This window comes from Rhodococcus sp. 14C212 (assembly GCF_011058195.1).
In the GTDB taxonomy this organism is placed as follows: Bacteria; Actinomycetota; Actinomycetes; order Mycobacteriales; family Mycobacteriaceae; genus Rhodococcus; species Rhodococcus aetherivorans.
On the sequence record NZ_JAALEH010000001.1, the window covers coordinates 156,945 to 180,145 of the forward strand.

The following is a 23,201-nucleotide window of genomic DNA, read 5'->3' on the forward strand; positions in this document are numbered from 1 at the left end:
GCTCAGCGGCGCGGGGCGTTGCGCCGCGCCGTGAGAGCCTGGGTGATCAGGGGCAACTGCAGCGGCAGCCGGGCCACCGCGACGGCCTTCGCGGCCGGGGAGAGCCGCTCGCTGCGCAGCCACGTCACGGCCATCTGCACGTTGGCGGGGAACACCGCGATCAGCAGGGCCGCGGCCAGCGTCCCGCCGAGCCGCCGGGTCCGCGGAATCGCGAGCGCCGTCCCGACGGTCAGCTCGGCGGCCCCGGAGACGTAGGTGTAGGTGCGCGGCGAGCCCGGCAGCGCGGTCGGCACGATCCGGTCGAAGGGCCGGGGGGAGGCGAAGTGCGCCGCGCCCGCTCCGAGGAGGAGTGCGGACAGTCGCAGCGCCGCGCGCTGGGACGGGGGTGTGGACATGCGCGCCACACTAGCGGCCGACGCGTAGGCTGCGAGCCGATGTCAGCAACGAGAACGTCGGTGACCGGGTCGCCGGAGCCGAGAACACCGCGGGGACGCCGCCATGCCGGGTAGGTTGCGTGCCCGCTTCAGCCGTTCCGACATGCTCACCGAGCGCCCGGATTTCGCGCTGGTGGGCATCCTGCGGGTGCCGCAGCTGCAGACGAGCCCGAGCCGGGCCATCACCCGCCGCGTCGGATATGCGGTGGTGGCGTTGACATTGGCCGTGCTGGTGGTCTACCTCGACCGGGACGGCTACCGCGACGCCCAGGGCGACGCACTGTCGCTGCTGGACTGCATCTACTACGCGACCGTATCGCTGTCGACCACCGGCTACGGCGACATCACCCCGTTCACACCCGAGGCGAGACTGATCAACGTCCTGGTCGTCACGCCGTTGCGGATTTTCTTCCTCATCGTCCTGGTCGGTACGACGCTCTCGGCGCTGACCGAGAGTTCGCGCCAGGCGTTCAAGATTCAGCGTTGGAGGCACCGCGTGCGCAATCACACCGTCGTCGTCGGATACGGCACCAAGGGCCGTACCGCGGTGGATGCGATGCTGGGCGACGGGGTTCCGCCGTCGGACATCGTCGTCGTCGACACCGATCCGGTGGTGCTCGAGACGGCCGCCGGGCAGGGCCTGGTGACGGTGCAGGGCTCGGCGACGAAGTCGGATGTGCTGCGCCTGGCCGGGGTTCAGCACGCAGCCGCGATCATCGTCGCCGCCAACCGCGACGACACCGCGGTGCTCGTCACGCTCAGCGCCCGCGAGATCGCCCCGAGGGCGAAGATCGTCGCCGCGATCCGCGAATCGGAGAACACGCATCTGCTGCGCCAGTCCGGCGCGGACTCCGTGGTCATCTCCTCCGAGACGGCGGGCCGGTTGCTCGGCATCGCCACCACGACGCCGAGCGTCGTGGAGATGATCGAGGACCTGCTCACCCCGGAGGCGGGATTCGCGATCGCCGAACGCGACGTCGAGCCGAACGAGGTGGGCGGCTCGCCCCGGCACCTGTCCGATATCGTGCTCGGCGTCGTGCGCGACGGCCGGCTGCTGCGCGTGGGGTCTCCCGAGGTCGACGCCGTGGAGGCGGACGACAAGCTGCTCTACATCCGGCGGGTATCGGGCTGAGCCTGCGCCGCCGCCGCTAGGGTGCAGACGTGACCTGTTTCGAGCTGTCCGACACACCCCTGCTCTCCCGCACGGTCGTCGACCGCGCCGAGGAGTTGCGGGGCGACGCCGCGGCCCTGCACGACGGCTGGGCTCAGGCGCGTCTGCTGCGGGTCGATCGTCGCGGCCAGGTGCCGGTGGACGGGGACGCGCTGGTGTTCGCTGCGGCGGCGGAGCTGGGGCCGGAGCCGGTGCCGGGGGCGGTGTTCCTCGGCGTGCGGGACGGGCGGCACGTGTGGGCGGTCCGGGTGCCGGCCCAGACCGGAACGGTCGCCGACCTGCGCCGCATCGGGGACCGGCTCGACGACGCCGATGCGGGCCTGATGGTGACGGCGGTGGCCCTGCTCAACTGGCACGACAATGCAGGTTTCAGTTCTCTGGACGGAGCGCCGACCGAGCCGACCCTGTCCGGCTGGTCGCGCATCAGCACCAGCACCGGGCACGAGGAGTTCCCGCGTACCGATCCGGCAATCATCTGCCTCGTGCACGACGGCGCGGACCGGGTCCTGCTGGCACGGCAACCCGTGTGGCCGGAGCGGCGGTTCTCGGTTCTCGCCGGGTTCGTCGAGGCAGGGGAGTCGCTCGAGTCCTGCGTCGTGCGGGAGATCCGCGAGGAGGTCGGCGTCGACGTGCGCGACGTGCGCTATCTCGGCAGCCAGCCGTGGCCGTTCCCGCGGTCGGTGATGATCGGGTTCTCCGCCGTCGCGGACCCGGAGCAGCCGCTCGAATTCCGCGACGGGGAGATCGGCGAGGCCCGCTGGTTCACCCGCGACGAGGTGCGCACCGCGCTGGCGCTCGGGGACTGGGCCTCGCCGGCGGACGCCCCGCTGCTGCTGCCCGGGTCGATCTCGATCGCCCGCGGCATGCTCGAGGGCTGGGCGCGGGCCGGAGAGCGGTAGAAGTCGTGTCCGCGCGGTCGCCGGGGCGTCGACGTGGGCGGATCGGCGACCCCGATCACCGGGGCGCACGCGGAGGGTGCGTCGGATCGGTCGCGACCCGGCGGGCGACGGGTTACAGGCCGAGCACGCGCTTGACCGCGGACAGCGGGGGATTGGTCGCGGTGCTGCCGTCGGCGAACTTCACCGTGGGGACCACGTGGTTTCCGTCGTTGACGCTGCCGACGAACTCGGCGGCGGACGGGTCGGCCTCGATGTCGATCTCGGCATAGCCGATGCCGTTCTCGTCGAGCTGGCGCTTGAGGCGGCGGCAGTAGCCGCACCAGTCGGTGGTGTAGAGCGTCAGGGCGGGAGCGTCGGTCGTAGTCACGGTGCGCACAACAACTCCGGGGCACCCGCTGTTCCGCGCGACTGTGAAATGTGTTCTCCACCACAGTCGGTGTGGGCCGGAGGCCTGTCACCGCGTCCTGCCATGATGGAGCCCATGCGAGCAGATGCATCGGTGGAGGGCCTGGATCCCCAGCAGGCGGCGGCGGTCCTCGCGCCGCGCGGCCCGGTGTGTGTGCTCGCCGGCGCCGGGACGGGAAAGACCCGGACCATCACCCGGCGCATCGCGCATCTGGTGTCCCACGGACACGTCGCGGCCGGTCAGGTCCTCGCCGTCACGTTCACCGCCCGCGCCGCCGGGGAGATGCGCAGCCGGCTGCGCGAGCTCGGGGTGGGCGGCTCGGGACCGCAGGTGCAGGCGCGTACCTTCCACGCCGCCGCGCTGCGGCAGCTGCGCTACTTCTGGCCGCGCGTGGTCGGCGACACGCCGTGGCAGCTGCTCGACCGCAAGTTCGCCGTCGTCTCCCAGGCCGCGCACCGCGCCGGGTTCGCCACCGACTCCGACACCGTGCGCGACCTGCTCTCGGAGATCGAATGGGCCAAGGGCTCGCTCGTCGCGCCGGAGGACTACCCGGCCGCGGTGGCCCGTGCCCGGCGTGAGCCCCCCGCCGACGCCGCGCGGGTGGCTGCCGTCTACGCCGGCTACGAGTCGCTCAAGGTGCGCGACGACGGTATCTACCTCGACTTCGACGACCTGCTGCTGCACACGGCCGCCGCGCTCGAGGAGCACACCGCCGTCGCCGAGGAGTTCCGCGACCGCTACCGCTGCTTCGTCGTCGACGAGTACCAGGACGTCACGCCGCTGCAGCAACGCGTGCTCGACGCGTGGCTCGGCGACCGCGACGACCTCACCGTCGTCGGCGACGCGAATCAGACGATCTACTCGTTCACCGGCGCCACCCCGCAGTACCTGCTCGACTTCTCCCGCCGATTTCCGGACGCCACCGTGGTCCGGCTCGAACGCGACTACCGTTCCACGCCCCAGGTCGTCTCCCTCGCCAACCGGGTCATCGGCGCGGCGCGGGGCCGCATCGCCGGGACCCGGCTCCAGCTCGTCGGCCAGCGCCCGCCCGGACCCGAGCCGGCGTTCGCCGAGTACGACGACGAGCCCGCCGAGGCACAGGCCGTGGCCAAGGCGATCGCGAAGCTGCGGGGATCGGGGGTGCCCGCCGCCGAGATCGCGGTGCTCTACCGCATCAACGCCCAGTCGGAGGCCTACGAGCAGGCATTCACCGAGGCCGGTATCCCGTACCAGGTCCGCGGCGGCGAGGGCTTCTTCACCCGCGCCGAGGTGCGCCAGGCGGTCGGCGCGCTGCGGCAGGCGCACGGCCGCGACGACCTGCCCGAGGGCGCCGATCGCGGCGCCGCCCTCGTCACGCTGGTGCGGGCGGTGCTCGCCCCGCTCGGCCTGACCGAGGCCGAACCTGCCGGTGCGCAAGCCCGTGAACGGTGGGAATCGCTGCGGGCACTCGTGCAGCTGACCGAGGAGCTCCTCGGACACGAGCCCGACCTCGATCTCGACGGCCTGCTGCGCGACCTGGCGGCGCGGGCCGAGGCGCGGCACCCACCCACGGTGCAGGGCGTGACGCTCGCGTCGCTGCACGCGGCCAAGGGCCTGGAATGGGACGCGGTCTTCCTCGTCGGCCTCACCGACGGGACCCTGCCCATCGTGCACGTCGTCGGCGACAGCTCCACGCCGCCCGACGAGGCCGGCATCGAGGAGGAGCGCCGCCTGCTGTACGTCGGGGTCACCCGCGCCCGCGTGCACCTGCAACTGTCCTGGGCGCTCTCGCGCACCGAGGGCGGCCGCCGGTCGCGGCGGCGGTCCCGGTTCCTGCACGGTCTGATCCCCGACGACTCGCCGGCCTCCCGGATCGCGGCCCCCGCGTCGCCGAAGCGCAAACGGCCGCAGTGCCGCGTGTGCGGAAAGCCCCTGATGGGGTCGTCCGCGACCATGCTCGGGCGCTGCGAGGGCTGCCCGTCGGACCTGGACGAATCGTTGCTGCTGGCGCTGAAGGACTGGCGCCGGGAACGTTCCAAGGAGATGAAGGTTCCCGCCTACGTGGTGTTCAGCGACAACACGCTCATCGCGATCGCCGAGCAGCGGCCGGGCGACGACCGCGCCCTTGTCGCCATCCCCGGCATCGGGGCGAAGAAACTCGAGCAGTTCGGCGCGGACGTGCTTGCCGTCGTGCGCGGTGAACGCGCGCCCGATACCCTCGATCTGTAGCGGTTCGCAAAGATGCGGTAAAACCGCAGGTAGAAAATGGGTTGTGCGATCGACGGCCGAGTTTCTAGGCTGGAGGTCGATGTCACGGGAAAGGCCCGTGCGCGGACGACGAAGGAGGTGGCCCCGATGCTCGGCTTCGATGCAGCTGCAGTGGTGGTCGTCGCCCCCGTCGCCGGCGCCCCCGTCGCCGCCGGTGCGTGCACTCCGCGCGTCGCCCGCGTGCGAGCAGCCGCCCCTTCGTCCGTGTCCCGAAGCCACCGAGGTTCGCCCCGGTAATCTTCGATTCGCCTTCCGGCCACGGACACCGCCCAGCGGACCGTGGCCTTCTTCGTCTTCTGCCCGGTTCGCGCATCGCATCCGAACCAGACAGAGGAGACATCCATCGTGCAGACCGCAACGCTCGACGTCGACCATACGACGCGCGTGCGCGAGTTGCCTTGCCGCGACAGCGATCCGGACCTGTGGTTCGCCGAATCACCGACCGAACTGGAGCGAGCCAAGACGTTGTGCGGCCGGTGCCCGATCCGAACCCACTGCCTCGCCGCGGCGCTCGACCGTGCCGAGCCGTGGGGCGTGTGGGGCGGCGAGATCTTCGAACGGGGTGTCGTCGTCGCCCGCAAGCGTCCGCGGGGACGCCCCCGCAAGGAACTGGTGTGTGCCTAGGCCGGACCGGCTGCCGGGAAGTCAGTCCACCGGATCGGTGAATCCCGGCAGCCACTCCGACAGGATCCGCATGTACGGCGCGTGCGCGTCCAGTTGCGCGCAGATGCCGACGGAGCCGAGGAGTACGCGGACGATGTTCGCGTACTCCGGCGGCAGGTTCAGTGCCCGCGCGGTGCGGAAGTTGGATCCGGAGAAGTCGGTGGCGGTGCCCGCCGCCTTCTGCAGCCACGCCCGGGTGAAGTGGAAGGACTCCGTGTGGATCGGATCCGTGAACGGGCGCAGGTAGTCCGCGATCTCCTGCTCGGTGACCTCCCTGCCCGGCAGGACGAACCGGTTCTCGTAGAGCAGCGTGGTCAACTCGTCGAAGCGCTCCTCGAGGGCCAGCCGCACCATCCGGCCCAGCACGGACGGCAACCCGTTCGGCATCGCCGCCGTGGCACCGAAGTCGATGACGCCGAGCCGGCCGTCGTCGAGCAGCATGAAGTTGCCCGGGTGCGGGTCGCAGTGCAGCAGCCCCACCTGTGCCGGGGACGCGAAGTGGAACTCGGCCAGCAGCGCCCCGGCCCGGTTGCGCTGCTCGCGGGTTCCCTCGGCGATGATCGTGGAAAGTGGTGTTGCCGTGAGCCATTCGGTGACGAAAACCTTCGGGGAGCTGGCGACGACCCGTGGCACGACGAACCGGGGATCGTCGGCGAACACCTTGGCGAAGGTCCGCTGGTTGTCGGCCTCGATCCGGTAGTCGAGCTCCTCCTCGGTGCGTGCGGTCAGCTCGTCGAGCACGGCCCGCACGTCGGTGCCCGGCATCACCGTCGCGAACAGTCCCGCGAACCGCGACAGGGTGCGCAGATCGGCGCGTAGCGCCTCGTCGGCGCCCGGGTACTGGACCTTCACCGCGACCTCGCGGCCGTCCGCCCACACCGCCCGGTGGACCTGGCCGATGCTCGCCGATGCGGTGGGAACGTCGTCGAACGAGGCGAAGCGCTCCCGCCAGCGGGCGCCGAGCTGCTGGTCGAGGACGTGATGGACCGCCTTGGCCGGCAGCGGCGGAGCCGCCGACTGCAGTTTCGTCAGCGCCTCCCGGTACGGCTCGGCGAACTCCTCCGGCACCGCGGCTTCCATCACGCTCAGCGCCTGGCCCACCTTCATGGCTCCGCCCTTGAGCTCGCCGAGCACGGTGAACAGCTGCTCGGCCGCCTTCGCCGCGAGTTCGGCATCGATCTCCTCGCGGTCCCCGCCGGCCAGACGCCGGCCGAAGCCCACCGCGGCGCGACCGGCGATCCCGAGGGGGATGCTGGCGAGCTTGGCGGTGCGGGAACTGCTTCTGCGGGGGATTTCGGCCACGCCCACCATCATGCCTGACGGCGTCCGACCGGCGCGGTGCGCCGCTTTGCGACCGGCGCGGTGCGCCGCTTTGCGACCGGCGCGGTGCGCCGCTGTGCGACCGGCGCGGTGCGCCGCTTCACCCGGGTGTGCCTCCGCACGCGCAATCCGGGTGCCGGAACCAGCGCCGCGACGTGAGTCGATGGCTGCGCAGATCGACCTCGAGCGTCCGGTCCAACGTCGCGGGCGGCGCGGATGCCGAGGCGGTGAGAATCGCGTCGAGCTGTCCGAGGGCGAGGGCCGCGGTCGCCAGCACCGCCGCGGGCTCCGCGAAGCCGACGCGGTCGCACAGTTGGGCGGCCAGGTGCGGCCAGTGCGGGTCGAGATCCGTGCGGGTCAGGTCGGCGCAGCGCAGGCAGCTCGTGCGGCCCGGGACGACGAAGGGGCCGACGACGCCGCGGCCGTCGCGCAGCAGTACGGGCAGGTGCGGCACCCGGTGCCGCATCAACTCACGGACGAGACCGGGGTCGGGGACCAGCGCGTCGGTGAGCAGCACGCACTGCGCGTCCCAGCGGGCGACGTCGCTGTCGCCGGTGTAGACGGCGGACCGGCGCAGCCGCGTGCCCGACACCGTCAGTTGGGCGGCCAGCGCGTCTGCCAGTGGCCCGCGCCCGTGCACCCGCACCCGGGGGATCTGCAGCGTGGCTACGCCGGGATCGCGGACCGCACCGAGGGTGGTCAGCTCGTCGAGCAGGGCGGTGACGGCGGCGTCCGGCAGCCCCGCCCGCGCGGTACGGGCGAGGATCTCCTCGCGCGACGAACGCCCGTCGAGCAGGCGCAGCACCGTCGAGAGGCCGAACGCGTCGAGCCCAGCGCCGGGGGAGAGGACGGCCGCGGTGTCCGGGCCCCACCCGAGTTGCACCGTGCCGTCCGGTCGGTGGAGCACTTCGAGGGCAGGGTCGAGCGCCGGTCCGGGCTGTGGATGCGTTGCCGTGGTCATACGGTCAGCGTGACAGCAACGCCCATCGCACCACCTGTGCCCGAGGCCGGTTGTCCACAGGGCAAAACCGGCGCCTACCTGGCCCGATGTGTGTTCAGGCGGATTCGTCGGGATCGGTGGACTCGCCGGACCCCGGCTCGCCCTTCTCCCGCTCGGCGCGTTCGCGTGCCTCGGTCTCGCGCAGCTGGGCGATCGGATCGTCGAACGTGGCCGCTTCTCCGCCGATGACACGGTCGAGGAACGCGGCCGCGTTGTCGAGGTCCGACGAGTCCGGCAGCAGGTCCGGGTGCGCCCATACCTTGTCCCGCGCGTCCGGCCCGGCATCGGTGGTGAGCCGGCGCCACAGGGCCGCGGCCTCGCGCAGCTTCCGCGGCCGCAACTCGAGACCGACGAGAGTGGCGAAGGTCTGCTCGGCGGGCCCGCCGCTCGCGCGTCGGCGGCGCAGCGTCTCGCTCAGCGCGGCGACCCCGGGCAGCCGGTCGCCGAGCGCGTCGGCGACCACGGTCTCCACCCAGCCCTCGACCAGGGCGAGCAACGTCTCGAGGCGTTCGAGGGCCTGCTTCTGCTCGGGAGTGGTCTGCGGCTCGAACGCCGCGCCCTTGAGCAGTTCCTCGATCTTCGACGGATCCGTCAGCGCCATGGGATCGATACCCTGGGCGAGGTCCTCGATCGCGGAGAAGTCCATCCGGATGCCGCGCGCGTAGTCCTCCACAGTGGACAGCAGGCGCGAGCGCAGCCACGGCACGTGGCTGTAGAGCCGTTGGTGTGCCGCCTCCCGGGCGGCGAGGAAGACCAGGACTTCCTGGGCCGGCTGCTCGAGTCCCTCACCGAACGCCTCGATCGCGGCGGGCATCAGCGCCGCCGTGCCCGCGGGCCCGAGCGGCAGGCCGATATCGGTCGAGGTCAGGACCTCCTTGGCGAGCTGCCCGAGGGCCTGGCCGAGCTGGGAACCGAACGCCAGCCCGCCCATCTGGGAGAACATGCCGAGCATCGGCCCGGCCATCGCCCGGGCCTCTTCCGGCAGGCCCTGCATCCACATGCCGTTGACCTGCTCGGCCACCGGATCGCACAGGCGCTTCCACGTCTCGAGCGTGTTGTCGAGCCAGTCGACGGGCGTCCACGCGACGGTGCGGGTCGCGCCCGCGGGCAGGGTGGTCGCCCCGTCGAGCCACAGCTCCGCCAGATGTGCGGCGTCCCGGACGGCGTCCGCCGACCCGGACGACACCGGGGTGACGGAGCCGATCTGCTGGCGGGCGAGCTTGGCGGCCACCTCGTAGTTGACCGGCCCGGAGCCGCCGGACCCCACCGCGCTGCCCATGCCGCTGAGCATCTGACCGAACTGTGTCAGCATCTGCCCGAGCGCCGCCGGGTCGAAGCCCTGCGCGCCGAAGGGGTTGTCGCCACCCGGGCCGAACGGGGCACCGCCTGCGCCGGGGGCACCGAAACCGAAGGGGAACCCGCCGGTGGCGCCGCTCTGGGACCCGGCGCCTTCCGGGCCGGCACCCTCGGCGCCGGATCCCTCGGCGCCGGAACCGGAGTCCTTCCTGCGGTCCGGGTCGTCGTCGGGATTCGAGAATCCGAAAGGCGTGTCGCTCATGTCGTCAACGGTACAAGGCGCACTGCGGGGCGGCGGCCACCGCGATCACGCTGATCGCGAACATCGCCGCTCCGGATACCCTGGCCGGGTGAATCGACGGCTCGTGACGATCCTGGCGGCGCTGTTCCCGGCGCTGCTGCTGGTGACGGTGGCGCTGAACGTGAAGGTGCCGTACGTGGCGCTCGGTCCCGGTCCGACGTTCGACACCCTCGGCGAGATCGACGGCAAGGCTGTCGTCGCCATCGAGGGCGCCGACATCGACCCCACCAGTGGCGAGCTGGTGATGACCACGGTCGGGGTCAGTGACCGCCTGACCGTGGCGCAGGCCCTCTCGGCGTGGCTGGGCAGCCGTTACGGGATCGCCCCCCGCGAGCAGATCTACCCGCCCACCGCGACCAGGGAACAGGTCAAGGAGGCGGACGCCGCCCAGTTCGAGCAGTCCGAACGCAGCGCGGAGCTCGCCGCCCTGCACCACCTCGACCTGCCCGTCGTCCTGCGCGTCGCCAGGGTCGGCGAGTCCGGGCCCTCCGCCGGCGTGCTGCGCGAGGGTGACCGGCTCGTCGCCGTCGCCGGGGAACCGGTGACCACCGCCGGAAGCGTGCAGCGGACCGTCGCCGCCGTCGCGCCCGGCACCCCGGTCGACGTCGTGCTCGTGCGCGACGGGGTCGAGCAGACCGCCTCGGTGACCGTGGGGGCCCGCCCCGACGACCCGGACAAGGGTTTCCTCGGCATCAGCCCCGAGGAGGTCCCGGACGTGCCGTTCGACGTGACGTTCAACCTCGCCGACGTCGGCGGCCCGTCGGCGGGGCTGATCTTCAGCCTCGCCGTGGTCGACAAGCTCAGCCCCGGCGAGCTCAGCGGCGGCGAGGTCGTCGCAGGCACCGGCACCATCGATTCCGACGGGGTGGTCGGCCCGATCGGCGGCATCACTCACAAGCTCGTCGGGGCTGCGGAGGACGGCGCCACGGTGTTCCTCGTGCCCGCCGCCAACTGCGCCGAGGCGCAGAGCGACGCCCCCGACGGGATGCGGCTGGTCAAAGTCGAGACCCTCGAGGGCGCGATCGGCGCGCTCGGCTCCCTCGCCGACGGGGGCGACGCGCCCACCTGCGGCTAGGCCGTCGTACGGGACCGGCGCTAGTCGTCGCCCGGTTCGAGGGTCGCGTACAGGGCGGACACCACGTTCGGGGCGAGGTTGTCGTAGGTGCGCAGCTCGATCCCCGCGAACGGGTCGTCCTCGTCGGTGGGCCGCAGCTGCAGCAGCGACAGCGACGGACCGTCGCGCAGGACCGCCGCGATCAGGCGGGCATCGCGCCGCTCCGGGTGCCCGTGCGCCGCGGCCCGGGCGGCCTCGTCGGCGGCGTGCGGATCGGCCAGCAGGGGCACCAGCGCGTCGTCGAGATCCGACTCCGCGCTCGGGGGCAGCACCACGATCTCCTGCACCAGGGCGCAGCCGGCGACGGACTCGGGCCAGCTGGTGGTGGCGAGGAACTCGTCGAGGGCGGGGCTGCCGCCTTCGACGTCGTCGGGGAAGGCCTCCTGCTCCACCGGGGTGTACTCGTGGCCCTCGTCGAGCTGGTCGAGCAGGGTGGGTTCCGACGCCGCCAGCAGGGCCGTGGGCACCAGCGCGAACATCGTCGGCGGCTGTCCCCAGCCACCGGAGTCGACGAAGTCGACGATCTCACCGACGCACCGGCGCAGGGCGTCTTCGGACGGGACGGGATGACTGTCGCTCACGGACATATCCTTGCATCGTCGCCAGGTCTCGTCGCCGCGCGGCGTGGTGGTCGCCTCATTCCGTAGAGTGGGGCGAAACGGTCACCGCGAGTGCCGTGGGTGACAGTCGAGGTGAGCAGCTGCGGCGCGTTCGCGTCGCCGGAGAATTGGGAGTGTGGCACGTGGGCATGAGGCCCCCCACCGGAGTACCTTCGCTGTCGAAACGCAGCAAGATCCTGCTGAGCCTGGCCGTGGTGGCCGCGGTGCTGCTGCTGGTCGGTCCCCGACTGGTGGAGGCCTACACCAACTGGCTGTGGTTCGGCGAGGTCGACTTCCGTGACGTGTACGTGAAGGTGCTGCTGACCCGGATCGTCCTGTTCCTCGTCGTGAGCCTGTTCGTGGGCGGTGTGGTGTGGCTGGCACTGCTCCTGGCGTACCGATCGCGGCCGGTGTTCGTGCCCGCGTCCGGGCCCAACGACCCCATCTCGCGGTATCGCACCACGGTGATGACCCGGCTGCGCACGTTCGGCCTCGGCATTCCGATCGTGCTCGGCCTGCTGTCGGGCCTGATCGCGCAGGCGAGCTGGGTGACCGTGCAGATGTTCTTCAACGGCGGCTCGTTCGGCAGCACGGACCCACAGTTCGGGCTGGACGTCGGCTTCTACGCCTTCGACCTGCCGTTCTACCGCTTCCTGCTGAACTGGATGTTCGTGGCGGTCATCCTGGCGCTCTTCGCCAGCCTGGTCACCCACTACATCTTCGGCGGCATCCGGCTCGCCGGCCGCGGCGGCAGCCTCACCCGCGCCGCCCGCATCCAGCTGGCCGTCCTGGCCGGGATCTTCGTTGCGCTCAAGGCGATCGCGTACTGGCTCGACCGGTACGCACTGCTGTGGAGCGCGCGCAAGGAACCCACCTTCACGGGCGCGGGTTTCACCGACATCAACGCCGTGCTGCCCGCCAAGCTGATCCTGATGGCGATCGCCGTCATCTGCGCGGTGGCGTTCTTCGCGGCCATCGTGCTGCGCGACCTGCGCATCCCGGCGATGGCGACGGCCCTGCTCGTGCTCTCGTCGATCCTCGTCGGGGCCGTGTGGCCGCTGGTGGTCGAGCAGTTCTCCGTCCGGCCGAACGCCGCCGTCAAGGAGTCCGAGTACATCGAGCGCAACATCGCGGCGACGCGCGAGGCCTACGGCATCACGGACGAGATCGTGGAGTACCGGGATTACCCCGGCGTGGGCACCACGTCACCGCGCAATGTGCCGGCGGACGTGACCACCATCGCCAACACCCGCCTGCTCGATCCCAACGTGCTGCCGCGCACCTTCACCCAGCAGCAGCAGCTGAAGAACTTCTACGGGTTCCCGCCCTCGCTGGACATCGACCGGTACGAGATCGACGGGGAGCGCGAGGACTACATCGTCGCCGCCCGCGAACTGTCGCCGTCGAGCCTGACGGGCAACCAGACCGACTGGATCAACAAGCACACGGTGTACACCCACGGCAACGGCCTGGTCGCCGCTCCCGCCAACCGGGTGAACGCCGCCGCCAGCGAGTCCGCGGAAGAGGCCGCGAACAGCAACAGTGGCTACCCGGTGTACATGGTCAGCGACATCGCGTCGCTCGAGTCCGGCAACCAGGTGATTCCGGTCGAGCAGCCGCGGATCTACTTCGGTGAGGTCATCGCGCAGGAGGAGCCCGACTACGCGATCGTCGGTGCCGCCGAGGGGGAGGCCCCGCGGGAGTACGACACCGACACCGCGCAGTACACCTACACCGGCTCGGGTGGCGTGTCGATCGGCAACTGGTTCAACCGGCTCGCGTTCGCGTCCAAGTACGCCGAACGCAACATCCTGTTCTCGAGCGCCATCGGCAGCGAGTCGAAGCTGCTGTTCAACCGCGACCCGCGGGACCGGGTGACGAAGGTCGCGCCGTGGCTCACCGCCGACGGCGACGCCTATCCCGCCGCGGTCGACGGGCGTGTCGTGTGGATCGTCGACGCCTACACCACGCTCGACAACTACCCGTACGCGCAGCGTAGTTCCCTCGAAGGGCTCGTCGAGGACAGCGTCGACCAGAACACCGGTCGGCTGCTGCCCCGCAAGGAGGTCTCCTACATCCGGAACTCGGTGAAGGCGACGGTCGACGCATACGACGGCACCGTGACCCTCTACCAGGTCGACGACCAGGACCCGGTCCTGAAGGCGTGGATGGGCGTCTTCCCCGATGCGGTGACCCCGCAGGATCAGATCTCCGACGAGCTCCGCTCGCACTTCCGGTACCCGGAGGACCTGTTCAAGGTGCAGCGCGAGATGCTCGCGAAGTACCACGTGGACGACCCGCGCGAGTTCTTCACCAACAACGCGTTCTGGTCGGTGCCGAGCGATCCGACGGTGGAGACGACCGCGAACCAGCCGCCCTACTACGTGCTGATCGGTGACGAGGAGACGGCCCGCCCGTCCTTCCGGCTCACCTCGGCGATGGTGGGCTTCAACCGGCAGTTCCTGTCCGCGTACATCTCGGTGGACTCGGACCCGGACAACTACGGCAGGTTCACGATCCTGCAGCTGCCGACCGACACCCAGACGTTCGGTCCCGAACAGACGCAGAACGCGATGATCTCCGACACACGCGTCGCGTCGGAGCGGACCCTGCTCGAGAGATCCAACCGGATCCAGTACGGCAACCTGCTGACGTTGCCCATCGCCCAGGGTGGGATCCTCTACGTCCAGCCGATGTACACGGAACGCAGTTCGGCGACGGGGAGCACGTCGACCTTCCCGCAGCTGTCCCGGGTTATCGTCAGCTATCGCGAACCCGGCCCCGCCGGCGGTGTGCGTATCGGCTATGCCCCCACCCTCGCCGCGGCGCTGGACCAGGTCTTCGGAGCCGGTGTCGGCAGTGCGGCCACTGCGCCGGGTGGCGAGTCGGCGCCCACCGCGCCGGTCGAGGGGGCGGAGCAGGAGGGTCAGGCAGCGGCCCCGGCGCCCGCTCCGGCGCCGAACCCCGCTCCCGCCCCGGTACCCGCGGACCGGGTGGCCGCGGTCGCCGAACTCGACGCGGCGCTGGCCGAGCTCAGCGCGGCCCAGAGCACGGGCGACTTCGCCGCCTACGGCCGGGCACTGCAACGGGTGCAGGCGGCCGTGGACGCGTACCAGTCCACCGGCGGCTGATCCCTCCGCGACGAAACGGGGCCCCGCGCACGATGTGCGCGGGGCCCCGTCGGTTCGAGGACGACTCAGCGTCCGGCCAGGGCAGCGTCCCACAGAGCGGCCATGCACCCGGACCGTGGGTCTGCAGCGTGTTCTCCGCGACGCGGATCTGCCCGGCCTTCGAATTGTTATTCCACCGTTATGTGAGCGGATCATGGCGCGAGTGTGGCCCAGGGCACATTGCGGGGCGCGAAAACGGCCTTCGCCCAGGCGATTTGCATTCCGTTCCTCGGGCCGTGTAACTTCGTTCTTGCAACGCGGGGTGGAGCAGCTCGGTAGCTCGCTGGGCTCATAACCCAGAGGTCGCAGGTTCAAATCCTGTCCCCGCTACCAAAGTGGAAGGGCCCGGCACCGGATCATCCGGTGCCGGGCCCTTCCGCATGTGATCAGGGCTTCATGTCGACGAGCACGCGTCGCAGCAGCTTTCCCGTCGCGTTGCGCGGCAGTTCGTCGAGGAAGACGACGTCGCGCGGGACCTTGTAGCGGGCCAGGTTCGCCTTGACGTACTCCCTGATCTCCTCGGCGTCGCGCTCGGAGCCCTCCGCCGGCACCACGAAGGCGCGCAACCGGTGACCGAAGTCCGGATCCTCGACGCCGACCACCGCGGCGTCGAACACGTCGTCCCGCTCGACGAGGAGGTTCTCCACCTCGAGCGGGTACACGTTCTCGCCGCCGGAGACGATCATGTCGTCGTCCCGGCCGTCGACGAACAGCAGTCCGTCCTCGTCGAAGTGCCCCACGTCGCCGGTCGAGAGCAGACCGTTGATGCGCTCCTTGTCCCGGCCGTCGGTGTAGCCGTCGAAGCTCAGCCCGCTCGCGACGAAGATCCGGCCCACCTCGCCGGGCTCCGTGATCCGGTTGCCGGCCTCGTCGTACAGTTCGACCCGGCACGTCACCGGCGGCCGTCCGGCCGTGCCCGGCGCCCGGCGGATGTCCTCGGGTGTGGCGACCGTGGCCACCGCGCATTCGGTGGAGCCGTACAGGTTGTGCAGCACGTCGCCGAAGTATTCGCGCGTACGCCGGCACACGTCCGGCGACAGCGCGGACCCGGCGGAGAAGATGATCTGCAGGCTCGACGTGTCGTACCGCCCGATCGTCTCGCCGCCGAGGTCCAGGATCCGCTGCAACATGGTCGGCACGACGACCAGCACGTTGGCCCGGTGCCGTTCGATCAGGCGAACCGTCTCGAGCGGGTCGAACCGTCGCTCCATCACCACCGTCTGCCCCAGCGCCAGGGCGAGCCCGAACTGCGAGATTCCGGTCCCGTGGAACGCCGGCGCCGCCATCAGCATCGTCTGTCCCGGCCGCAGCGGCACTCGGTCCAGGAACTGTGCCGAGGCGAGCGGCGACGTGCGCTCGCGTGGGGCGCCCTTGGGTGTGCCGGTGGTGCCGCTGGTGAGCAGCACGAAGCCGCCCAGCGTGCTCGGCGCCGGCACGGCGGACCCATCGAACTGCGCGAGCACGGATTCGATGCCGGGTGGACCCGGCTCGTCGCCCTCGGGCCACGAGCTGTAGGTTCGCACGTCCGGCGGCAGGGCGGCCGCCACCGCCGCGAACTCGGCGTCGTAGACGAAGGTGCCGACGCCTTCGCGCGCGGCGACGTCCGCGAGCTGCCGCGGTGCGAACCCGGTATTCATCATGACCAGCTTCGCGCCGAGCTTGGCGGCGGCGAGCATGGTGAGAACGAGTCCGCGGTGGTTGCGGGCCATCAGGCCCATCACGTCCCCCGCCGCGACGCCGTCGGCCTGCAGCGCCCGCACGAGCGCGTTCGACTGCCCCTCGAGTTCCTGGTAGCTCAGCCGGCCGCGCTCGTCGACCAGGGCGACGGCGTCGAAGCCGCGCGCGGCGTGGGCGTGCACCGGTCCGGCGAACGGACCGTAGCGGCTCACCGCCACGAGGGTGCCGATCCCGTGGTCCACCCGGGGGAAGTGCAGCAGCCCGGAGCGGGCGAGCACCCGTACGGCGCCCAGCGTGTCGGTCACCCCCCCGGCGGCACCGGTGATCCTGTCGATGATGTCCTGCCCGGGCATGCTGACCCCTTCGAGCTCGTGCCGGATTCGCGTCACCGCAACCCTAGTGGTGACGCGCCTCACAGTCATGGACATTCGTCCGAATTGCCGGCGGGCACCCGGGACGGGAGGCGATTCCGGCCCGCGCGGCGGTGATTGCAGGATCCGTTCGTGATCCGACATGCAGCGGCCGGGGTGTTCGCGTAACCGAGGAACGGTGGCGCCGCCTGTCCGAATGGCCGATGGCCACGGCAGCGGGGATGTTCCTGGCCGCGTACGCATGGCTGGTGCTCGCCCAGCCGGCGGACGGCACAGCGCGGGTCGGCGAGGCGGTGATGGTGCTCACCCGGGTGGCGTTCGCCGCCGCGCACGTGAGGACGAGCCCGCCGGCTCTCGCGTGTAGCGGACCGGATCGGGAGCCCGACAGGCCCCCGCCGTCGGTGCGTACGGCGGGGGCCCGACCCCTCGGAGAAGTGGTCTGGATCTGCTACTTCAGCTCGGCGCTCGACAGGCCCAGCAACCGTCGCGCGATGATGAGCTGCTGGATCTGCTGCGTGCCCTCGAAGATGTCGAGGATCTTCGAGTCGCGCGCCCATTTCTCGAGTAGCGGACGCTCGGAGTAGCCGTAGGTGCCGGCCAGCTCGACGGCCTTGAGGGTGACCGCGGTGCCGGTGCGGCCGGCTTTCGCCTTGGAGATCGAGGCCTCGAGCGAGTTGGGATGCTTGTTGTCGGCCATCCACGCGGCCCGCAGCGCCTGCAGGTAGGCCGCCTCCCAGTCGGCCTCGAGCGCGAGGAACTCGGCGGCCGCGGCGTGCTGGTTGCAGGCCGGGATGTCGTAGGAGATCTCGACGCCGGCCTCGGCAAGGATGCCGCGCAGTTCCTCGAGCGCCGCGCGGGCGACGCCGACGGCCATGCCGGCGACGATCGGGCGGGTGTTGTCGAAGGTCTGCATGACCCCCGCGAACCCCTTCTCGACGTTCACCTCGGGGCTGCCGAGCAGGTTGTCCTTCGGAATCCGGCAGTTGTCGAGCACGAGGACGGCGGTGTCGGAGGCCTTGATGCCGAGCTTGTGCTCGAGGCGCGCCACGCTCAGGCCGGGGGCGTCCCGCGGGACGACGAACGACTTGATCGCCGCGCGCCCCTTCGACCTGTCGAGGCTCGCCCACACCACCACATGGGTCGAGCGCTCGCCGGCGGTGACGAAGATCTTCTCGCCGTTGAGGACCCACTCGTCGCCGTCGAGGACGGCGGTGGTGGTCACGGCGGCGGAATCGGAGCCGAAGCTCGGCTCGGTGATCGCCATCGACGCCCACACCTTGCCGAAGCGTTCGAGTTGCTCGTCGGTGGCGACGGCGGCGATCGCCGAGTTGCCGAGACCCTGATAGGGGATCGACAGGGTGAGACCCACGTCGCCCCAGCAGGTTTCGATCACATTGAGCAGCGACGCCATGTTGCCGCCGTTGACGTTGCCGGCCTGCTTCTTCGGCTCGTCGCCGCGGCCGAGCGCCGCGCCGGAGGCACCCTGACCGGAGTCGTTCAACCCCTCGACCATCGCGGCCATCGTGTCGAGCTCGACCGGGTACACGTGCTCGGCGAGGTCGTACTTGCGTGAGACGGGACGGAAGATCTGCGCGGCGACCTGGTGCGCCTGGTTCGCCGACGCCTTGAGCCTCTTGGGAAGTTCGAGATTGATCATCACAGATTCCTAGGTGTGAGGTGACGCTGCCGGATCGGGCGAACTCAGACGAGGACGATGCCCTCGGCGACGCCCACGGCGCGCAGGTCGCGGTACCAGCGTTCGACGGGGTGTTCCTTGGTGAAGCCGTGGCCACCGAGCAGCTGGACGCCGTCGAGTCCGATCCGCATGCCCTTGTCGGTGGCGAGCTTGCGGGCCAAGGCCGCCTCGCGGGCGAAGGACAGGCCCTGCTCGGCGCGGGCCGCGCCGCGCAGCGTCACGAGCCGGATCCCGTCGAGTTCGATCTTGATGTCGGCGACCATGAAGGCGACGGCCTGCCGGTGGCTGATCGGTTCGCCGAACGCCTCCCGTTCGTTGACGTAGGGGACCACGTAGTCGAGCACGGCCTGCCCGGTGCCCATGGCGAGGGAGGCCCAGCCCAGGCGGGCGAGGCGGACCGCGTCCGCGTACTGCTCGGCGCGCGCGTCGGCGTCCGCGTCGCCGAGCAGGGCGGCCTGCGGGACGGCGACGTCGGTCAGATGCAGCCGGCCCAGCCCGGCGGCACGCAGGCCCATCGACGGGTCGGCCTCGATCGCGACGCCCTTGCTGTCGGACTCGACCAGGAACAGCGACGGCTTGCCGTCGAGCTCGGCGGCGACGACGAACAGTTCGGCGCTGCCGGCGGCCGGCACGAGGGACTTGACGCCGTTGAGCCGGTAACCGCTGGGGGAGCGCACCGCCTTGGTCTGCAGCGCGAACGGGTCGAACAGGGCGCGCGGCTCGGTGATCACGACGCAGGCCTGCGGGACGTCGTCCCCGGCGAACGCGGGCAGGTAGGTCCGCTGCTGCTCCTCGGTGCCCCACTGGGTGAGGGCGACCGCGACGCCGCTCGGCGCGAGGATCGGCAGGGCCAGGCCCATGTCGCCGTGGGCGAGCGCCTCGGCGACGAGCGCGTTGGTGACGGCGCCCCGCTCGGTGGCGGCCCCCTCGAACGCCTCGGGCACGTTGACGAGGGTGATGCCGAGTTCGGCGGCCCGGGCGAGGAGGTCGGTGGGAGCGGCGGCCGCCTCGTCGGCGTCGTGCGCGGCGGGCCGCAGGATCTCGGCGGCGAACTCGCGGACGGTCTCGGCAATCATCTGTTGATCGTCGGTGGGGGTCAGGTCGAACAGGTCGGTGCGGACGGCGGTGTCGAGGCGCTGCGGTGCGTTGCCGCCGGTGACCTTCTTGAAGGTGCGGGTGGCGGCGCCGAGTGTCTTGAAGCCGGTCTTGGTGGACTGGTATGTCACCCGGTCGATGGCCTGCCGGAGGTTGTACCGGTCCGCGAGCTCCGAACCGGTGATCCGCGTGAGCACGCGCATCGCGGCGCCCATGGCGTCTCGTCGGAGGGGGTTCAGGCCCACCGCGGACGTGTCGCGAGGGGTGTTCCGGGCCACACTCTCTTGCTTGCTCATGATCACCAGAAGTTTCTCGATGTGGGGACGGACACCACTACCTTACTCCGGAGTAAGGTAGGTGTCTACTATCGAGTAAGTTCGGGCGGGGCGTGACCCGCGCGGGTCACCGCAGGTGCCTGAGCACGCCCTCGTGCAGCGCCCCGTTGGTGGCTACCGCGCTGCCGCCGTGCGGGCCGGCCGCACCTTCCAGATTCGTGAACCGGCCCCCCGCCTCCCGGACCAGCACGTCGAGCGCGGCCAGGTCCCACAGGGACACCTCGGGCTCCAGTGCGACGTCGACCGCACCCTCCGCAAGCAGGCAGTACGAATAGAAGTCGCCGTAGGCCCGCACCCGCCACACCTCGTCGGTGAGCGCGACGAACTCGTCGCGCCGGCCGCGCTCGCGCCAGCCGGACAGGCTCGAGAAGCTCAGCGACGCCGCGGACAGGTCGGTGACCTGCGAGACGGCGATGCGGCGCGGCTCCGCGCCGTCGTACGCCATCCACGCGCCCGCACCCGCCGCGGCCCACCAGCGACGGTTCAGCGCGGGGGCGCTCACCACGCCCACCACGGGCACGCCGTCCTCGAGCAGGGCGATCAGGCTGGCCCACACCGGCACGCCACGCACGAAGTTCTTCGTCCCGTCGATCGGATCGACCACCCACTGCCGGCCGGTGAACACCGCGTCGCCGCCGAACTCTTCGCCGAGGATCGCGTCTCCCGGGCGCGCTGTGCCGAGGGTGCCGCGCACGGCCCGTTCGACCCCGAGATCGGCATCCGACACCGGTGTCAGGTCCGGCTTGTCGGTGACGGTCAGGTCGAGGGCGCCGAACCGGGCGCGCGTGATGGCGTCCGCCTCGTCGGCGAGGCGCAGGGCGAGGTCCAGATCGGCCGAGAGGTCGGTGCTCATGCCTCAGACGCTAGCCGAGGGCCCACCGGGCCCCGAGCGGTGGCGAGCCACCGTCGCACACCCGGTAGCCTTGGGAATCGTGCATCCCGATGTTTCCGCAGACCTGGCCGAACTGGCGACTACCCTCGAGACCGTCGAGGCGGTTCTCGACGTGGAGGAGCTGCGCCGGCGTATCGACGAGCTCGAGCACCAGGCCGCCGACCCGGAGCTGTGGAACGACCAGGAGCACGCGCAGCAGGTCACCAGCCAGCTCTCGCACGCCCAGGGCGAACTGCGCCGCGTCGAGGAGCTGCGCTCGCGGCTCGACGACCTGCCGGTGCTCTACGAGCTCGCCGAGGGCGAGGAGGGCGAGGACCGCGCCACCGCCCTGGCCGACGCCGATGCCGAGCGCGCCGGCCTGCGCACCGACATCGAGGCGATGGAGGTGCGCACGCTCCTCTCCGGCGAGTACGACCAGCGCGACGCGCTGGTCAACATCCGCGCCGGCGCCGGCGGTGTCGACGCCGCGGACTGGGCCGAGATGCTCATGCGCATGTACATCCGGTGGGCCGACAAGCACGGCTACCCGGTCGAGGTGTACGACACCTCGTACGCGGAGGAGGCGGGTATCAAGTCCGCGACCTTCGCGATCAAGGCGCCCTACACGTACGGCACCCTTTCGGTCGAGATGGGCACCCACCGGCTCGTGCGGATCAGCCCCTTCGACAACCAGGGCCGCCGCCAGACGTCGTTCGCCGAGGTCGAGGTGCTGCCGGTCGTCGAGACCACCGACCACATCGACGTCGACGAGAACGACATCCGCGTCGACGTGTACCGTTCGTCCGGCCCGGGCGGGCAGTCCGTCAACACCACCGACTCCGCGGTGCGCCTGACCCACATCCCCACGGGCATCGTCGTCACCTGCCAGAACGAGAAGTCGCAGTTGCAGAACAAGGTGTCGGCCATGCGCGTGCTGCAGGCCAAGCTGCTCGAACGTAAGCGGCAGGAGGAGCGCGCGGAGATGGACGCGCTCAAGGGCGACGGCGGCAGCTCGTGGGGCAACCAGATGCGCTCCTACGTCCTGCACCCGTACCAGATGGTCAAGGACCTGCGCACCGAGTACGAGGTGAACAACCCGGCCGTCGTCCTCGACGGCGACATCGACGGGTTCCTCGAAGAGGGCATCCGGTGGCGCATGCGCGAGAACCAGAAGCAGAATCACTAACTCGGCTACGGAGGATCCCCCTGTTTCCCGGTACCAGGCTCCTCGACTGGCTGTCGACCAGCGGTCTGCAGATCGCCCTGACCGTGCTCGGCGCTGCGCTCGTCGCGCGATTCGTCAGCTGGATCGGCGGACGCATCACCCGCCGCATCGACGAGACGTATCAGCAGTCCGACGCGCTGGTGCGCTCGGAGGTGACGAAACACCGGCACTCGGTGGCGCAGGTGATCACCTGGGTGGTCATCACGTTCGTCTACATCGTCGCCACCCTGAAGGTGTTCGACTACCTCGCGCTGCCCATCGGCAGCCTGGTGGCCCCCGCGACCGTCCTCGGCGCGGCGCTCGGCTTCGGCGCCCAGCGCATCGTCCAGGACATTCTCGCGGGATTCTTCATCATCACCGAACGGCAGTACGGGTTCGGTGACACGGTCCAGATCTCGGTGACCGGGGCCTCCGCCGACGCCGTGGGCACGGTCGAGGACGTCACCCTGCGCGTGACCAAGCTGCGCAACGCGGCCGGCGAGGTCATCACCGTGCCCAACGGGCAGATCAACAAGGCCGTCAACCTTTCCAAGGACTGGGCCCGTGCGGTCGTCGACGTGCCGATCCCGGTCACCGCCGACATCGCGGAGGTCAACGACATCCTGCACGAGGTAGGCGTCAAGGCCTTCGAGGACGAGAAGCTGAAGGAACTGCTGCTCGACGAGCCCACCGTGATGGGCGTCGAGAGCCTCGAGGTCGACCAGGTCAGCGTTCGCATGGTCGCGCGCACCCTGCCGGGCAAGCAGTTCCAGGTGGGACGGGAACTGCGCGTGCGGGTCGCGCTCGCGTTGCGCCGGCAGGGCCTCACCGTCCATCCGCAGCTCGACACGTCCACCCCGATCCACGGGATCGAGGCGGTGCGGTGAGCGAGCGTCGCAAGTTCCACATCCCGGATCACGTCTTGGGCGGCCGGCTGCGTACCACCACCCTGACCCTGTGCCTGGTGTGGCTGGGGCTGTGGATGCTCTACCTGTACCTCAACCCGGAGGAGGAACAGGGCACGGCGACGGCGCCTCCGGGCGCGGTGGTCGTCAGCGAAACGCCGTACGTGCCGTACGTGCCGGAGCCCACCACCGCCGCACCGAGCCCCACGCCTACCGGTACGGAGCCGACGACGACCACGCCGGCGCCGACCGGGACCGGATCCACGCCCGGCGGAGCGGCTTCGCGCACCGTTCCCGAGTCCCCGGCCCCGACGACCACGACAACTCAGCCCGGTCTGCGGCTGCCCGAGATTCCGATTCCCGGCCTGGGCGATTCGTCCCCCGCCGAACCTACCGGCGAGTCGGTTCCTTAGGTCACCGTCCGATA

At 70.9% G+C, this 23,201-nt stretch carries 19 protein-coding genes, 1 tRNA gene and 1 pseudogene; 10 read left to right on the top strand and 11 right to left on the bottom strand.

Features of this window, described 5'->3' with window-relative positions; all coding sequences use genetic code 11:
• Nucleotides 1-2: 2 nt before the first annotated feature.
• Entirely contained in the window at nucleotides 3-395 is a 393-nt protein-coding gene (locus G6038_RS00765) for a MauE/DoxX family redox-associated membrane protein (RefSeq protein ID WP_165035421.1), read from the bottom strand.
• A 103-nt stretch (nucleotides 396-498) separates the two neighbouring features.
• Here G6038_RS00765 and G6038_RS00770 point away from each other — a divergent pair, with 103 nt between their 5' ends.
• Nucleotides 499-1,566 (top strand): potassium channel family protein, encoded by a 1,068-nt coding sequence (locus G6038_RS00770; RefSeq protein WP_165035422.1) that lies wholly within the window; start codon nucleotides 499-501, stop codon nucleotides 1,564-1,566.
• Between the two features lie 29 nt (nucleotides 1,567-1,595).
• The gene (gene nudC, locus G6038_RS00775; protein ID WP_165035423.1) at nucleotides 1,596-2,504 is read left to right on the top strand and encodes an NAD(+) diphosphatase; all 909 of its coding nucleotides are present in this window, start codon (nucleotides 1,596-1,598) and stop codon (nucleotides 2,502-2,504) included.
• A gap of 112 nt (nucleotides 2,505-2,616) precedes the next feature.
• On the opposite strand, the gene G6038_RS00780 is transcribed toward nudC, so the two are convergent.
• A complete protein-coding gene (locus G6038_RS00780; protein ID WP_165035424.1) occupies nucleotides 2,617-2,871 on the bottom strand; it encodes a mycoredoxin in 255 nt (84 codons plus the stop codon).
• A gap of 114 nt (nucleotides 2,872-2,985) precedes the next feature.
• Here G6038_RS00780 and G6038_RS00785 point away from each other — a divergent pair, with 114 nt between their 5' ends.
• Nucleotides 2,986-5,118: an ATP-dependent DNA helicase UvrD2 gene (locus G6038_RS00785; RefSeq protein WP_240918238.1), complete on the top strand. Its 2,133-nt coding sequence runs from the start codon at nucleotides 2,986-2,988 to the stop codon at nucleotides 5,116-5,118.
• A gap of 384 nt (nucleotides 5,119-5,502) precedes the next feature.
• A complete protein-coding gene (locus tag G6038_RS00790; RefSeq protein WP_165035426.1) occupies nucleotides 5,503-5,781 on the top strand; it encodes a WhiB family transcriptional regulator in 279 nt (92 codons plus the stop codon).
• A gap of 21 nt (nucleotides 5,782-5,802) precedes the next feature.
• Here the strand turns inward: G6038_RS00790 and G6038_RS00795 are convergent, their stop codons facing one another.
• The 3 genes from G6038_RS00795 to G6038_RS00805 form a co-directional block, all read right to left on the bottom strand.
• Entirely contained in the window at nucleotides 5,803-7,134 is a 1,332-nt protein-coding gene (locus G6038_RS00795; protein WP_165035427.1) for an AarF/UbiB family protein, read from the bottom strand.
• A 106-nt stretch (nucleotides 7,135-7,240) separates the two neighbouring features.
• Nucleotides 7,241-8,101: a TOMM precursor leader peptide-binding protein gene (locus G6038_RS00800; RefSeq protein WP_165035428.1), complete on the bottom strand. Its 861-nt coding sequence runs from the start codon at nucleotides 8,099-8,101 to the stop codon at nucleotides 7,241-7,243.
• Nucleotides 8,102-8,195: 94 nt separating this feature from the next.
• A complete protein-coding gene (locus G6038_RS00805) occupies nucleotides 8,196-9,698 on the bottom strand; it encodes a zinc-dependent metalloprotease (protein WP_165035429.1) in 1,503 nt (500 codons plus the stop codon).
• An 88-nt stretch (nucleotides 9,699-9,786) separates the two neighbouring features.
• On the opposite strand from G6038_RS00805, the gene G6038_RS00810 reads away from it, so the two are divergent.
• Nucleotides 9,787-10,812: a PDZ domain-containing protein gene (locus G6038_RS00810; RefSeq protein ID WP_165035430.1), complete on the top strand. Its 1,026-nt coding sequence runs from the start codon at nucleotides 9,787-9,789 to the stop codon at nucleotides 10,810-10,812.
• A gap of 20 nt (nucleotides 10,813-10,832) precedes the next feature.
• Here the strand turns inward: G6038_RS00810 and G6038_RS00815 are convergent, their stop codons facing one another.
• Complete coding sequence (locus G6038_RS00815) at nucleotides 10,833-11,438, bottom strand: PPA1309 family protein (protein ID WP_165035431.1); 606 nt, start codon at nucleotides 11,436-11,438, stop codon at nucleotides 10,833-10,835.
• Nucleotides 11,439-11,593: 155 nt separating this feature from the next.
• Between G6038_RS00815 and G6038_RS00820 the strand changes: the two genes are divergently transcribed.
• On the top strand, nucleotides 11,594-14,581 hold the full coding sequence (locus G6038_RS00820; protein WP_346772712.1) for a UPF0182 family protein: 2,988 nt from the start codon (nucleotides 11,594-11,596) through the stop codon (nucleotides 14,579-14,581).
• Nucleotides 14,582-14,669: 88 nt separating this feature from the next.
• On the opposite strand, the pseudogene G6038_RS00825 reads toward G6038_RS00820, so the two are convergent.
• Nucleotides 14,670-14,744 (bottom strand): annotated as a pseudogene (locus G6038_RS00825) (resuscitation-promoting factor); the annotation flags it as partial.
• Nucleotides 14,745-14,876: 132 nt separating this feature from the next.
• Between G6038_RS00825 and G6038_RS00830 the strand changes: the two are divergent.
• Nucleotides 14,877-14,953: transfer RNA gene (locus G6038_RS00830), tRNA-Met, on the top strand.
• 53 nt (nucleotides 14,954-15,006) lie between these two features.
• Here G6038_RS00830 and G6038_RS00835 read toward each other — a convergent pair.
• The 4 genes from G6038_RS00835 to hisN form a co-directional block, all read right to left on the bottom strand.
• The gene (locus G6038_RS00835; RefSeq protein WP_165035433.1) at nucleotides 15,007-16,650 is read right to left on the bottom strand and encodes an acyl-CoA synthetase; all 1,644 of its coding nucleotides are present in this window, start codon (nucleotides 16,648-16,650) and stop codon (nucleotides 15,007-15,009) included.
• A gap of 466 nt (nucleotides 16,651-17,116) precedes the next feature.
• A complete protein-coding gene (locus G6038_RS00840; protein ID WP_165035434.1) occupies nucleotides 17,117-18,325 on the bottom strand; it encodes an acyl-CoA dehydrogenase family protein in 1,209 nt (402 codons plus the stop codon).
• Nucleotides 18,326-18,369: 44 nt separating this feature from the next.
• Nucleotides 18,370-19,761 (bottom strand): acyl-CoA dehydrogenase family protein, encoded by a 1,392-nt coding sequence (locus tag G6038_RS00845; protein WP_165035435.1) that lies wholly within the window; start codon nucleotides 19,759-19,761, stop codon nucleotides 18,370-18,372.
• 100 nt (nucleotides 19,762-19,861) lie between these two features.
• Nucleotides 19,862-20,647 (bottom strand): histidinol-phosphatase, encoded by a 786-nt coding sequence (gene hisN, locus G6038_RS00850; protein WP_165035436.1) that lies wholly within the window; start codon nucleotides 20,645-20,647, stop codon nucleotides 19,862-19,864.
• 79 nt (nucleotides 20,648-20,726) lie between these two features.
• On the opposite strand from hisN, the gene prfB reads away from it, so the two are divergent.
• From prfB to G6038_RS00865, 3 genes are all read left to right on the top strand, one after another.
• Complete coding sequence (prfB, locus tag G6038_RS00855; protein WP_165035437.1) at nucleotides 20,727-21,851, top strand: peptide chain release factor 2; 1,125 nt, start codon at nucleotides 20,727-20,729, stop codon at nucleotides 21,849-21,851.
• Nucleotides 21,852-21,934: 83 nt separating this feature from the next.
• Complete coding sequence (locus G6038_RS00860) at nucleotides 21,935-22,756, top strand: mechanosensitive ion channel family protein (protein ID WP_346772713.1); 822 nt, start codon at nucleotides 21,935-21,937, stop codon at nucleotides 22,754-22,756.
• Nucleotides 22,753-23,187, top strand: coding sequence for a hypothetical protein (locus G6038_RS00865; RefSeq protein ID WP_165035438.1), 435 nt, complete (start codon nucleotides 22,753-22,755; stop codon nucleotides 23,185-23,187). Before G6038_RS00860 ends, G6038_RS00865 begins: the two co-directional genes overlap by 4 nt.
• The last annotated feature ends 14 nt before the right edge of the window (nucleotides 23,188-23,201 follow it).